This window comes from Lentzea sp. NPDC054927 (genome assembly GCF_053610285.1).
In genome coordinates, this window is sequence record NZ_JBSGXZ010000004.1 from 112,899 (window position 1) to 125,363 (window position 12,465).

The 12,465-nt window shown below is 68.2% G+C and carries 13 protein-coding genes; 9 read left to right on the forward strand and 4 right to left on the reverse strand.

Annotated features, from left to right (window positions below; translation table 11 throughout):
- The 6 genes from ACWGE0_RS08645 to ACWGE0_RS08670 all read left to right on the forward strand — a co-directional run bounded on the left by ACWGE0_RS08645 (nucleotide 1) and on the right by ACWGE0_RS08670 (nucleotide 5,818).
- Nucleotides 1–1,518: a protein kinase family protein gene (locus tag ACWGE0_RS08645; RefSeq protein ID WP_452260314.1), complete on the forward strand. Its 1,518-nt coding sequence runs from the start codon at nucleotides 1–3 to the stop codon at nucleotides 1,516–1,518.
- Nucleotides 1,519–1,689: 171 nt separating this feature from the next.
- The gene (gene sigM / locus ACWGE0_RS08650) at nucleotides 1,690–2,307 is read left to right on the forward strand and encodes an RNA polymerase sigma factor SigM (protein ID WP_319964737.1); all 618 of its coding nucleotides are present in this window, start codon (nucleotides 1,690–1,692) and stop codon (nucleotides 2,305–2,307) included.
- Nucleotides 2,304–3,044 (forward strand): hypothetical protein, encoded by a 741-nt coding sequence (locus tag ACWGE0_RS08655; RefSeq protein ID WP_452260315.1) that lies wholly within the window; start codon nucleotides 2,304–2,306, stop codon nucleotides 3,042–3,044. The genes sigM and ACWGE0_RS08655 overlap by 4 nt, the downstream gene beginning before the upstream one ends.
- A gap of 78 nt (nucleotides 3,045–3,122) precedes the next feature.
- The gene (gene trxB / locus ACWGE0_RS08660) at nucleotides 3,123–4,103 is read left to right on the forward strand and encodes a thioredoxin-disulfide reductase (protein WP_452260316.1); all 981 of its coding nucleotides are present in this window, start codon (nucleotides 3,123–3,125) and stop codon (nucleotides 4,101–4,103) included.
- Between the two features lie 26 nt (nucleotides 4,104–4,129).
- Nucleotides 4,130–4,459 carry a thioredoxin gene (gene trxA, locus ACWGE0_RS08665; protein WP_319964734.1) on the forward strand — a complete coding sequence of 110 codons (330 nt, stop codon included), beginning with the start codon at nucleotides 4,130–4,132 and terminating at the stop codon, nucleotides 4,457–4,459.
- Between the two features lie 219 nt (nucleotides 4,460–4,678).
- Nucleotides 4,679–5,818: an N-acetylmuramoyl-L-alanine amidase gene (locus ACWGE0_RS08670; RefSeq protein ID WP_452260317.1), complete on the forward strand. Its 1,140-nt coding sequence runs from the start codon at nucleotides 4,679–4,681 to the stop codon at nucleotides 5,816–5,818.
- A 53-nt stretch (nucleotides 5,819–5,871) separates the two neighbouring features.
- On the opposite strand, the gene ACWGE0_RS08675 is transcribed toward ACWGE0_RS08670, so the two are convergent.
- A complete protein-coding gene (locus ACWGE0_RS08675) occupies nucleotides 5,872–6,504 on the reverse strand; it encodes a GNAT family N-acetyltransferase (protein WP_093595118.1) in 633 nt (210 codons plus the stop codon).
- Between the two features lie 134 nt (nucleotides 6,505–6,638).
- Here ACWGE0_RS08675 and ACWGE0_RS08680 point away from each other — a divergent pair, with 134 nt between their 5' ends.
- Both ACWGE0_RS08680 and ACWGE0_RS08685 read left to right on the forward strand, forming a co-directional pair.
- A complete protein-coding gene (locus ACWGE0_RS08680; protein WP_452260318.1) occupies nucleotides 6,639–7,955 on the forward strand; it encodes an aminotransferase-like domain-containing protein in 1,317 nt (438 codons plus the stop codon).
- 21 nt (nucleotides 7,956–7,976) lie between these two features.
- Nucleotides 7,977–8,921, forward strand: coding sequence for a D-alanine--D-alanine ligase family protein (locus ACWGE0_RS08685; RefSeq protein WP_319964730.1), 945 nt, complete (start codon nucleotides 7,977–7,979; stop codon nucleotides 8,919–8,921).
- Between the two features lie 86 nt (nucleotides 8,922–9,007).
- On the opposite strand, the gene ACWGE0_RS08690 is transcribed toward ACWGE0_RS08685, so the two are convergent.
- From ACWGE0_RS08690 to rsmG, 3 genes are all read right to left on the reverse strand, one after another.
- Nucleotides 9,008–9,976 carry a ParB/RepB/Spo0J family partition protein gene (locus ACWGE0_RS08690; RefSeq protein ID WP_452260319.1) on the reverse strand — a complete coding sequence of 323 codons (969 nt, stop codon included), beginning with the start codon at nucleotides 9,974–9,976 and terminating at the stop codon, nucleotides 9,008–9,010.
- Nucleotides 9,973–10,848, reverse strand: coding sequence for a ParA family protein (locus tag ACWGE0_RS08695; RefSeq protein WP_452260516.1), 876 nt, complete (start codon nucleotides 10,846–10,848; stop codon nucleotides 9,973–9,975). Before ACWGE0_RS08695 ends, ACWGE0_RS08690 begins: the two co-directional genes overlap by 4 nt.
- A gap of 98 nt (nucleotides 10,849–10,946) precedes the next feature.
- A complete protein-coding gene (rsmG, locus tag ACWGE0_RS08700; RefSeq protein ID WP_452260517.1) occupies nucleotides 10,947–11,594 on the reverse strand; it encodes a 16S rRNA (guanine(527)-N(7))-methyltransferase RsmG in 648 nt (215 codons plus the stop codon).
- Nucleotides 11,595–11,803: 209 nt separating this feature from the next.
- On the opposite strand from rsmG, the gene ACWGE0_RS08705 reads away from it, so the two are divergent.
- A complete protein-coding gene (locus ACWGE0_RS08705; RefSeq protein WP_452260320.1) occupies nucleotides 11,804–12,262 on the forward strand; it encodes a protein-tyrosine phosphatase family protein in 459 nt (152 codons plus the stop codon).
- Nucleotides 12,263–12,465 lie beyond the last annotated feature (203 nt).

The following is a 12,465-nucleotide window of genomic DNA, read 5'->3' on the forward strand; positions in this document are numbered from 1 at the left end:
GTGAGTAGCGGAGTTCACGCCGCCCTGGTTCCCGGCGGCGTCATCGGCAATGGCCGCTACCGCCTGCTCGCGAAATCAGGAGCGGACGCCCGGTCGAACGCGGAGTTGTGGCGCGCCAGAGACGGTCAGCTCAACCGCGACGTCGCGGTGACCGTGTTGCTCGGCGATCTCGCGGACAACGACGCTGCCGCCCGCGCCCGCCGGACGGTCGAACGCGCGATGCACGCGGCGTCGTTCACGCACCCCGGCGTTTCGCGGGTGATCGACGTGTTGACGCCCGGCACCGGCATTCGCCAGGACGAGGGCATCCTCGGCATGGTCATCGCCGAGTGGACCCAGGGCACCGACCTGATGGACCTCATCGCGGAGGGCCCGCTGCCGGCGGGCGCCGCGACCCGCCTGCTCGAACCGCTCGGCGCCGCCATCGAGGGCGCGCACCACGCCGGCCTCGTGCTGGGCGCCGACCACCCGCAGCGCATCCGGGTCACCTCGGACGGCCGCCTGCGCCTCGCGTTCCCCGGTCCTCGGCCGGACGCGATCGCGCGCGACGACGTCAAGGGCCTGGGCGCGATCCTGTACCTGCTGCTCACCGGCCGGTGGGCGCTGCCGGGCGGCCCCCAGGGCGTGCCGCTCGCCCCGACCGGTCCGGACGGATCCGTGGTCGCGCCGAACGCATTGCACCCGTACCTGCCGCACGACCTGTCGTCCGTCGCCGTGCGTTCGCTGGAAGACACCTCGGTGGGTGGCATCCGGACGTCCGCGGCAATCCTGCAGGTCCTGGACCAGATCGCGGCCGAGGAAGCCCAGACCTCGTTGATCCCGGCCGTGTCGCCGGCCAAAGATGACGACGACCAGGTCGTGTGGACGACACAGCGTCCGCGGCAGGACAAGCAGCAGAAGAAGAAGCTGTGGATCAGCGTCGGCGTGCTCGCCGTGGCCACGCTGACCGTGATCGTGTGGCTGAGCGTGCAGATCGTCGGCTTCTTCAGCGACGAACCGTCCAAGGGCGGCGGCCCGACCGTGGTGATCAACCAGCCGGGGTCGAACGGCCAGACCGCGCCCGCACCCACGCCGGCCGGACCGGTGCAGCCGGGCCAGATCGGCGTCTACGACGTGACGAACCAGCCGGACAACGCGAACCAGGCGAGCCGGGCGGTCGACAACAACGCCACCACGTTCTGGCGGACCGACAACTACTTCCAGCAGTTCCCGGCCCTGAAGCCGGGCATCGGCCTGATGGGGTCGTTCGCCGAACCGGTGCGGCTCGCCTCGATCACCATCACCTCACCCAGCAAGGGCACGCACGTCGAGATCAGGGTGGCATCCTCGCTCGACGCCCCGCTGGAGGAGACCAAGGTCATCGGGGTCGCGGACCTGTCCGACGGGCAGACGCAGATCCAGCTCAACGAGCACGAACCGACCGGGCACGTGCTGATCTGGATCACGCAGCTGACGAACTCGGGCGGCGGCAAGAACCAGTCCGAGATCCGAGAGATCCTTTACACGCGAGCCCAGTGACATTGGCCGCTGCTTCGCAGACGGCGGCGAGTTCGTCTGGAAGCCGGTCGTCCGGCCACCGCTTCGGCCCGAATCGCCTTCGGCGGTTGACCCGAAGAGGTGACCGGACGACCGGCACGAACTCGCGATCCCGGCCGGATGATCTGTGATCAGCCTCGCTATCCTCCCAGCGTGACCGCCGCAGCCAGCTCGGACGCCGATCTCATCTCGGCCCACGCCGCAGGTGACCCCTACGCGTTCTCGGAGCTGGTGAAACGGCACCGCGATCGGATGTGGGCGGTGGCGTTGCGGACGCTGCGTGACCCGGAGGAGGCGGCGGACGCCCTCCAGGAGGCGTTCATCTCGGCCTTCCGGGCGGCTTCGACGTTCCGCGCGGAGTCACAGGTCACCACCTGGCTTCACCGGATCGTGGTCAACGCGTGCCTCGACCGGATGAGACGACGACAAACAAGACCAACAGTGCCGCTGCCCGAGGCCGGTCCCGGCGAGCCCGTCGCGCCCCGTGACGCGATGAGCGACCGCGAGACCAGTCTGATGGTGCAGCAGGCGTTGATGGAGCTGCCTGAGGAGCAGCGGGCGCCCATCGTGCTCGTCGACGTCGAGGGGTATTCGGTCGCCGAAACGGCGAAGATGCTCGGCATCGCAGAAGGCACGGTGAAGAGCCGGTGTGCGCGAGGTCGCGCCAAGCTCGCCAAAGTTCTCGGGCACCTCAGGAACCGAATCGCAGATGCGAACGTCCCAGCTGACGGTGTGAATGTGCAAGAGCAACGTCAGTGGGAGGGCCGATGACCGGCATGGAGCGCGTGCCGATGGGTCCGCCGTGGTCTGTTGACCTCATCGCGGACCTGCACGCGGGCGTGCTGCCCCCTGAGGTCGCCGCACAGCTGCGTCCGAGGGTCGAGGCGGACGCTGACGCCAGGGAGATCCTGCAGGCGCTGGACGCCACGCTGGAGGACTTGCACGCGTTGCCGTCGATCCCGATGCCCGACGACGTGGCAGCCCGGATCGACGCCGCTCTCGCCGCGGAGGCCCGTCCGGGCCTGGCGCCGGTGGTGTCGCTCAACGAGGCCCGCAAGCGCCGCAACCGCAGGCTCGGCCTCGGTGGTGGCGTGCTGGTCGCGGCCGCAGCGGCGTTCGGCATCGTGCTGGCTGTTTCCCCTGGCGGGAAGCAGGCGAACACCCCCGGTGACGCCGCCCCCGCGCCGACGACGTCCGCCGCGAACCAGGCCCCGCTCGCCCTCAAGCGCGACGAACTGGGCACCGCGGTCGGTGAAGTGCTGAAAGCGCAGAACTACGGCCCGTTGGAGACGCCCGACAGGTTGGCCGGCTGTCTTCAGGGCGGTGGCATCACCAGCTCTGGCAACCCGCTCGGCATCAGCCCGATCAACCTCGAGGGCAAGGACGCCGTGATGGCGATCCTGCCGGCCGGTCTCGGGAAGTACCGCCTGGTCGTGCTGGACCCCGCCACCTGCGGACCGGACAAGCCGGAGGGTGTTCTCGCGGACACGACCGTGGGCCAGAGGTAGTCGCTCAAGTCACGGAATTAGCTGCACCTACGATCCGTTGAGCCAGACAGACGACGAGATCGAGGAGTTGCTGGGGCCGTGAGCGTGCGCAACGTGATCATCATCGGATCGGGGCCTGCGGGCTACACCGCGGCGGTCTACGCCGCCCGCGCGCAGCTCGAGCCCCTGGTCTTCGAGGGTTCGCAGTACGGCGGCGCCCTGATGACGACGACCGAGGTCGAGAACTACCCCGGCTTCCGCGACGGCATCATGGGCCCTGAGCTCATGGAGCAGATGCGGGAGCAGGCGACCCGTTTCGGCGCCGAGCTGCGTGCCGAGGACGTCGAGTCCGTCGAGCTGACCGGTGAGATCAAGAAGGTCGTCGCGAACGGCGTCGAGTACGAGGCCCGCGCGGTCATCCTCGCGATGGGTGCGGCTGCCAGGTACCTGAACATCCCCGGCGAGCAGGAGCTGCTCGGCCGCGGTGTGTCGGCCTGTGCGACGTGCGACGGCTTCTTCTTCCGCGACCACGACATCGCGGTGGTCGGCGGCGGCGACACGGCCATGGAGGAAGCGACGTTCCTCACCCGCTTCGCCAAGTCCGTCACGGTCATCCACCGCCGCGAGGAGTTCCGCGCCTCCAAGGTCATGCTCGAGCGCGCCCGCGCCAACGACAAGATCAAGTGGCAGCTGAACACGCAGGTCACCGACGTGCTGGGTGACGGAACGGTGTCCTCGATCAAGGTCAAGGACACTCAGACCGGCGCCGAGTCGGAGATGCCCGTCACCGGCTTCTTCCTGGCGATCGGCCACGACCCGCGCTCGTCCCTCGTCAAGGGGCAGGTCGACCTCGACGCGGAGGGTTACGTCCTGACGAAGGACAAGTCCTCCTACACGAACCTGGACGGCGTGTTCGCTGCCGGCGACCTCGTCGACCACGAATACCGCCAGGCCATCACCGCCGCAGGCTCGGGTTGCAGCGCCGCGATCGACGCGGAACGGTGGCTCGCCGAGCACGGCGAGGAGCACGCCGAGATCGCCGCCGAGGCTGTCGGCGGCGGCTACGGCAAGAGCAACTGAAGTTTCTTCGAGTTCTAGGAGAGAACATGGCAGGCGCCACCGTCACGGTGACCGACAAGTCGTTCGCGGACGACGTGCTGACCAGCGAGAAGCCTGTGCTGGTCGACTTCTGGGCGACCTGGTGCGGCCCGTGCAAGATGGTTGCGCCGGTGCTCGAGGAGATCGCCGCCGAGCACAGCGAGAAGATCACCATCGCCAAGGTCGACATCGACGCGAACCCGTCGATCGCCCGCGACTACCAGATCATGTCCGTGCCGACGCTGATCCTGTTCCAGGGCGGCCGTCCGGTGAAGCAGATCGTCGGAGCGAAGCCCAAGGCCGCGCTGCTCAACGACCTGTCGGACGTTCTGGCCTGACGAAAAAAGTTGCATCGGCCAAGAAGTCCTTTGCAACGCGCAACGTGACCCGCCCGTCTATCGATAAGACGAGCGGGTCACGTTCGTTTTCGTACCGGGAACGTGATCCCGGTACGACTGTGAGTAGCCCTGCATCGATCACTCTGCGGAGCAGGGCACAATGAGGACTTCCCAACTGACGCGCCGACCAGGTTCGGCGCCCTAGTCGAGCGAGGGTGCATGCAGCTGCTCCGCCGCGGGGACGTCGGAAGTGATGTTGCCGAGATCAGGTCGACCCTGACCCGAATCGGGATGCTTCCGCCGACCGACCCCCAGGCGCCGCCGGTGTTCGACCAGCAGGTCGAGCACGCCGTGCGAGCGTTCCAGCAGCAGCGGGGGCTGATCATCGACGGCATCGTCGGCCCGGCGACCTACCGCGCGATGCGCGATGCGACGTTCTCACTCGGCGACCGTCCGCTCGCCTTCCTGATGTCGCAGCCGACCACCGGCGACGACGTGCTGATGCTGCAGGAACGCATGCTGGAGCTCGGTTACGACGCCGGCCGCGCCAACGGCGTGTTCGGCCAGCAGACCGAGCAGGCGCTGAAGAACTTCCAGCGCGACTACGGCCTGATCGTGGACGGCATGTGCGGCCCGGACACCGTGCGCGCGTTGCGCCAGCTCCAGCCGAAGGTCCGCGGTGGCCGTCCGCAGCTGCTGCGTGAGCAGGAACGGCTCCGCGGCGCTGGTTCGCGTCTGTCCGGCAAGCGCATCGTGATCGACCCCGGCCACGGCGGCCAGGACCGCGGTGTGGTCGTGGACGGTCTCTCCGAGGCCGACCTGATGCTGGACCTCGCGCGCCGGCTGGAAGGCAAGATGGCCGCCACCGGCATGGAGGCGTTGCTCACCCGCGGGCCGAACAACTGCCCGGACGAGGCGGAGCGCGCCCGGTTCGCGAACGAGGCCGGCGCCGACCTGATCCTCTCGCTGCACGCCGACGGCAACTCGTCACCGCACGCGCAGGGCGTGGCGACGTTCCACTACGGCACCGGCAACGGCGCGTCGTCCACCGTGGGCGAGGCGCTGGCAGGGTTCATCCAGCGCGAGGTCACCGCCCGCACGTCGATGTGGAACTGCGGGTCGCACCCCAAGACGTGGGACCTGCTGCGGCTCACCCGCTGCACGGCCGTGCGCGTCGAGGCCGGGTACCTGACGAACACCGAGGACCGCTCGCGGCTGGCCACGCCGGGCTTCCGCGACATCGTGGCCGAGGGCATCCTCGTCGCGGTGAAGCGGCTCTACCTGCTCGGCAAGGACGACCAGCCGACGGGCACGTTCACGTTCAACGACCTGCTGCGCTACGAGATGGCCAAGGGCTGATCTCTTCCGGCACGAAAAAGGCCCCCTCTCGCGAGGGGGCCTTTTTGCGTTGGTCAGACGGGGCGGAAGCTCGGTTCCGCCGTCGAGACGGTCACGCTGTTGAGGAGTCGTTCGAGGGCAGCCTCGACGTCTTCCTTCCACGTGATGGCGCTGCGCAGCTCCAGGCGCAACCGCGGCCAGCGCGGGTGCGGCCGCACGGTCTTGAAGCCGACGCTCGTGAGGAACTCGGCGGGCGTGACGCAACTGGACTCTTCGTCGTCCGGGCGCATGTCGCCGAACGCCTCGATGGCCTTCACGCCACGACGCGTCAGATCCTTCGCCACGGCCTGCACGAGCACGCGCGCGAGTCCTCCCCCTCGGAACTCCGGAAGAACGTCCAGCGAGGTCATGAGGACCGCGTCCGGGCTCACCGGAGACGTGGGGAAGGCGGCGCTGCGCGGAACAGCCGCCGGTGGTGCGTAGAAGACCGAACCTGCGGGAATGCCGTCGCAGTAGATCATGCGACCGCACGAACCCCACTCGAGCAGGACGCTGGAGACCCAGGCTTCCTTCTCGAACTCGGTATCGCCGTATTCCTCAGCCTGTTCGCGCAGGTGAGGGGCCAGTTCCCAGAAAACGCACGTCCTGCTGTGCTTGGAGAGATGCTCCAGGTTGTCCAGCGTGACGCCCACGACGCGACGGGACACCCCAACCTCCACCCGTTAACACACACAGTGAACCCATACGAGGGTAGGCGAATGTGACGGAACCGGGAAGGCGCGTGCCCTGAACGGGACGACGGTTACACTCGCTCGGGACATTTCCTATTCAGGAGTCCCACATGACTGTGCCCGGACAGCCCGCCAAGCAGGGCCCCAGAAGCCTTGACCCCCACCTCCGCCGCTACGCAGCGCGCACGGCAGGGATGACGGCGTCGGAGATCCGGGCACTTTTCGCAGTCGCGTCCCGTCCCGAGGTCGTATCGCTGGCCGGCGGCATGCCGCACCTGGCCGCGTTGCCGCTGGAGTCGCTGTCGGCCGAGATCGGTCAGCTGGTCGCGACCGAGGGTCTGGTGGCGCTGCAGTACGGCTCGGCGCACGGTGTTCCGACGCTGCGCGAGCAGATCTGCGAAGTCATGGCGATGGAAGGCATCAAGGGCCACCCGGACGACGTGGTGGTGACCGTCGGCTCGCAGATGGGCCTCGACATGGTCACCCGGATCTTCTGCGACCCCGGTGACGTGGTGATCGCCGAGGGACCGTCGTATGTCGGCGCGCTGGGCTCGTTCACCGCCTACCAGGCGCATGTCGTGCACGTCGCGATGGACGCTGACGGGCTCGTGCCGTCGTTGCTGCGCGAGGCCCTCGAGGCCTGCAAGCGGGCGGGGCAGCGGGTCAAGTTCCTCTACACGATCCCGAACTTCCACAACCCGGCCGGCGTGACGCTGGCGGTGTCGCGGCGGGCCGAGATCCTGGAGATCTGCCGTTCGTACGGCGTGCTGGTCGTGGAGGACAACCCGTACGGGCTGCTCGGGTTCGACGGTCAGACGTACCCGGCGCTGCGGTCCATGGACCCGGACAACGTGGTGTATCTCGGGTCGTTCTCGAAGACGTTCGCTGCCGGTCTGCGGGTCGGCTGGGTGCTGGCGCCGCACGCGGTGCGCGAGAAGCTGGTGCTGGCGGCCGAGTCGGCCACCCTGTGCCCGCCGACGCTGAACCAGATGATCGTGTCGCGCTACCTCTCGACCCAGGACTGGAAGGGTCAGATCAAGACGTACCGCGAGGCGTACCGGGAACGCCGGGACGCGGCGGTGTCCGCTCTCGAGCAGCACATGCCGCAAGGTTCCACGTGGAACATTCCCGACGGTGGCTTCTACGTCTGGGTGACGGTGCCCGAGGGCATCGACACCAAGGCGATGCTTCCCCGCGCCGTGACGGCCCGCGTGGCGTACGCGTCCGGCACAGGGTTCTACGCGGACGGCTTCGGCTCCCGCCAGTTGCGCATCTCGTACTGCTACCCGACGCCGGAGCGCATCCGGGAGGGCGTCCGCCGCCTGGCGAACGTCATCGAGGAAGAGATGCAGCTGCACGCGACCTTCGGGGCGACGCCGGGCCGGCAGCTGTCCGGTCCGCAGACCCCGTCGCCCGACACCGCCTGATCCTCTCTTTGGAGTTTTGCTGTGGCTGACCGCATGGTCGCTGTGCTGTCCGGTGGGCTCTCCCACGAACGTGAAGTCTCGATCCGCTCCGGCCGCCGTCTGTCGGCTGCCCTGCGGTCGGCGGGCGTGATGGTGGAGGAGTGGGACGCCGATGCCTCGTTGCTGACGCGCCTCGCTTCGCATCGCCCGGACGCTGTCGTCGTCGCTCTGCACGGTGGTGAGGGCGAGAACGGTTCGGTGCAGGCGATCCTCGAGATGTTCGGGGTGCCGTACGTGGGCACCGACTCGCGGGCCTGCCGCCGGGCGTGGGACAAGCCGACCGCGAAGGCCGAGCTGGCCCGTGCCGGTCTGGCCACGCCGGAGTGGGTCGTCCTGCCGCACGCGACGTTCCGGGAGCTGGGTGCCAAGCCGGTGCTCGACGCGATGGTCTCGACGCTGGGGCTGCCGTTGATGCTGAAGCCGGATCAGGGTGGCTCCGCGCTGGGTGCCCACGTGGTTCGCGACGCTGCCGATCTGCCCGCGGCGATGGTCGGGTGTCTGGCGTACGGCGACACCGTTCTGGCCGAGCAGTTCATCTCCGGGGTGGAGGTGGCCGTGACGGTCGTGGACGGTCCTGACGGTCCGACGTCGTTGCCGGCGGTCGAGATCGTTCCGGAGACCGGTGTCTACGACTACACCGCTCGGTACACCGCGGGGCTGACGGACTTCCACGCGCCGGCTCGGCTGGATGCGGCGGCCGCCAAGGCGGTCGGGGAGCTGGCGGTCGCGGCGCACCGGTTGCTCGGGCTGCGGGACGTGTCGCGGACCGACGCGGTCGTGGCCGAGGACGGCACCGTCTACTTCCTCGAAGTGAATGTGTCGCCGGGACTGACCGAGACCTCGCTCCTGCCGATGGCCGTCGAGGCGGCAGGGGAGTCGTTGGGCGAGATTTACGCCGGTCTGATCGAGCGCGCTGTCGCTCGTTGATCTCTTCATAGGTGACGCCCCGTAGCCATTAGGCTGCGGGGCGTCATCGTCACCGTGACATAAGGCCCGGGGGTGATCCTATGGGCCTACTCCGATGTCCGAATTGTCGTTTCTGGGCTCATCATGCCGATGATGCGCTCAAGATCGTCAACTGACCCGAACTCGACGACGATCCGGCCCTTTCGCTGCCCGAGTTCGACCTTCACGCGGGTGTCGAAGTTGTCCGAGAGTCGCTCGGCAAGCTCCTGCAGACCGGGCGCGTGCATCTGCTTGCGAGGCGCCTGCTTCGGCTTCGCGGGCTTCTCGTTCTTGGCGAGCGTTACCGCTTCTTCGGTCGCGCGGACCGACATGCCCTCGGCGATGATCCGTGCCGCGAGGTCTTCCTGCGTGCCGGCATCGTCGAGACCGAGCAGCGCGCGTGCGTGACCCGCACTCAGCACGCCCGCCGCCACCCGTCGCTGGACGGGGAGGGGGAGCTTGAGCAGACGGATGGTGTTCGTGACGACGGGGCGGCTGCGGCCGATGCGGTCCGCGAGTTCTTCGTGCGTGACGCCGAACTCCTCAAGCAGCTGCTGGTAGGCCGCCGCCTCTTCGAGCGGGTTGAGCTGGACGCGGTGGATGTTCTCCAGCAGCGCGTCGCGGAGCATCACGTCGTCGGCGGTCTGCCGCACGATCGCCGGGATGGTCTTGAGCCCGGCCTGCTGGGTCGCCCGCCACCGGCGCTCGCCCATGACGAGCTCGTAGGTGTCCGCGGTGAGCTCGCGGACCACGATCGGCTGCATGAGCCCGAACTCCTTGATGGAGAACGAGAGCTCGTTGATCGCGTCCGGGTCGAACACCTGGCGCGGCTGCTTGGGGTTGGTCTTGATCGCGGTGACCGGCACCTCCCGGTACACCGCCCCCGCGACCTCACCGATCGGCTGCTGGTTCTTCGCCGTCCCGTTCCCGTTTCCGGCCGCGGCGGGCCGGATGGTGCTGGGCGCACCGGGCGGAGGACCCTGCGGGATCAATGCAGCCAGGCCGCGCCCGAGTCCGCCCTTGCGCTGCTCCGTCATGCGCCCTCCTTCTTGGCCCCGTTGATCGCGATCTCCTTGGCGGCGTCGAGGTAGCTCATCGACCCGCGCGAGCCCGGGTCGTACGTCAACACCGTCTGCCCGAATCCTGGTGCCTCGGACACCTTCACGCTGCGCGGAATCACCGTCTTGAGCGCCACGTCGCCGAAGTGACCGCGCACCTCACTGGTCACCTGGTCCGCGAGCTTCGTGCGGCCGTCGTACATCGTGAGGAGGATCGTCGAGATCGCGAGGTCCGGGTTGAGGTGCTGCTGCACCAGTTCGATGTTCCGCAGCAACTGACTCAACCCCTCCAGTGCGTAGTACTCGCACTGGATCGGGATGAGCACTTCCTGGGCCGCGACCATCGCGTTGACGGTCAGCAGGCCGAGGCTCGGCGGGCAGTCGATGAAGACGTAGTCCGGCTGCAACGCGTCGAGCGCCTCGGGGGAGAGCGCCTCCTTCAGCCGCGACTCACGGGCGACCATCGAGACGAGCTCGATTTCGGCGCCGGCGAGGTCGATCGTGGCGGGTACGCAGTACAGGTTCGGCGACGTCGGGCTGACCTGAGCGGCCTCCGCGATGGAGATCTCGCCGATCAGCACTTCGTAGACCGACGGCGTGCCGGAGCGGTGCTCAACAGAGAGCGCCGTGCTGGCGTTGCCCTGCGGGTCGAGGTCGATCACGAGCGTCTTGAGCCCGTGAATGGCGAGCGCCGCGGCAAGGTTCACCGTGCTCGTCGTCTTGCCCACGCCACCCTTCTGGTTGGCGACGGTGATCACCCGGCGATGCGTAGGCCGGGGGAGCAGTGACTCGTCGGGGTGCAGCACGCTTGCCGCACGTGCCGCCTCTTCTGCGATCGGGGTCCACACCACGGCGCTGTCATCTCCGTTGTTGGTCGGCTTGGTCTTCGGCTTCTGCTTGGGTCCGGTTTCACGTGGAACATCGGCAGCCTGAAACTCTGGATACACGCTCACCGGTCCCTCCTCGTCTGGCGCTCAACAATCAGCACCGTCGTAGGCACCTCAAGTACGTCAGCTCCCACAACGACGGCGTGGCCGTTGGTGCCCCCAGCCTTCTGCACCGCCGCGCCGTCGCGATCGAGCTCCTCCTGCGCACGCTCGCCCTTGAGCGCCACCATCTGCCCGCCACCCTTGAGCAGCGGCAGACACCACCGCGCGAGCTTCTCCAGCGGAGCCACCGCGCGCGCAGTAACCACGTCACAGTTCTTCAGCTGCGCCCGAACCGGCCCTTCCTCCGCACGCCCGCGAAGAACGGTCACGTTGTCGAGCTGCAGCCGCTCCTTCACTTCCTCAAGCCACGCAATCCGCCGAGCCATCGGCTCCAGCAGCGTGATCCTCAGGTCGGGCCGCGCAATGGCGAGCGGCACCCCAGGCAACCCGGCACCCGAGCCTACGTCGACCGTCCGACAATTCGGCGCGATGACCTCCTGGATCACCGCCGAGTTGAGCACGTGACGATCCCAAATCTTGTCGACCTCACGAGGACCAATAAGTCCGCGCTCGACGCCGTACTCCTCCAGGAGCCGAACGAACTCGGCAGCACGCTCAACGTGCTCACCGAAGACGAGCTTCGCGTTGTCGGGCAACTCCCCGGCCATGTTCTCCGTCCGTGAGCGTTTCACGTGAAACCACGCGGCGGCGACCTTCCAGCGGCCGGTGGAAAAGCTGGCGAATGCCAAGGCACCATCATGACGGATCGACCATGCGCTCCGCCAAATCCTGAGCGCTGTTTCACGTGAAACTTGGGGGAAAGTTGCGCCCGACCATCTACACAGTCGCCCACCCCGGCCCCGGACAGCTCTCCACCATGTCCCACCCAGCCGGCGGCCGCTTCCTGGAGGCCAAAATCCGCGACCTCCGCCGCCTCGGCGTAGACGTCCTCGTCTCCGCCCAGACCGACAGCGAACGAGTCGAGTGCGACCTCGTAGACGAGGAGCACGTAGTGACCGCAGCCGGCCTCCAGTACGTGTGCTTCCCGATCGAGGACCGCACGGCACCAGTAGTGGCGGACGCCGTCGCCATCGTCGCGCCACTCCACGCGCTGTACCGAGCAGGCGCGCACGTCGTTTTCCATTGCTGGGCCGGCATCGGGCGATCGTCGTTGTTGGCCGGCCTGCTGCTGGGCATGGACGGCGTCGAGCCGGGGGAGGCCTGGCGCCTGATCTCGGCGGCCCGCGGCTTCCCGGTGCCGGACACAGCGGAGCAGGAGTCCTGGCTCGCCGCTTGGTGGGCTGGCCGCGATGCGCCGTTTCACGTGAAACCGTGACACCCGGTTCCGTTGGAGAGTCCCGTCCCAGCGTGGTCTCGCGGGCATGGACGAAGCGTGGGGGTACATCGCCGCTGCGCGACGATCGCGATTGGGGGTGCACCGCTACCCAGCGGGGCGCCGCACGCGGGACGCACCCACCGAGGCAACGCGCCCAGGCGTGCCCAGCGGCGCATCGCCCCACCCGATGTCCGGCAGCGAAT

Excerpts from the sequence above, each read along its gene's own strand:
- ACWGE0_RS08690 (WP_452260319.1), bottom strand. The coding sequence starts at position 9,976 with ATGACGGAGCAGCGCAAGGGCGGACTCGGGCGCGGCCTGGCTGCATTG.
- trxA (WP_319964734.1), top strand. The coding sequence starts at position 4,130 with ATGGCAGGCGCCACCGTCACGGTGACCGACAAGTCGTTCGCGGACGAC.
- ACWGE0_RS08655 (WP_452260315.1), top strand. The coding sequence starts at position 2,304 with ATGACCGGCATGGAGCGCGTGCCGATGGGTCCGCCGTGGTCTGTTGAC.
- rsmG (WP_452260517.1), bottom strand. The coding sequence starts at position 11,594 with ATGGCCGGGGAGTTGCCCGACAACGCGAAGCTCGTCTTCGGTGAGCAC.
- ACWGE0_RS08670 (WP_452260317.1), top strand. The coding sequence starts at position 4,679 with ATGCAGCTGCTCCGCCGCGGGGACGTCGGAAGTGATGTTGCCGAGATC.
- ACWGE0_RS08705 (WP_452260320.1), top strand. The coding sequence starts at position 11,804 with ATGTCCCACCCAGCCGGCGGCCGCTTCCTGGAGGCCAAAATCCGCGAC.
- ACWGE0_RS08680 (WP_452260318.1), top strand. The coding sequence starts at position 6,639 with ATGACTGTGCCCGGACAGCCCGCCAAGCAGGGCCCCAGAAGCCTTGAC.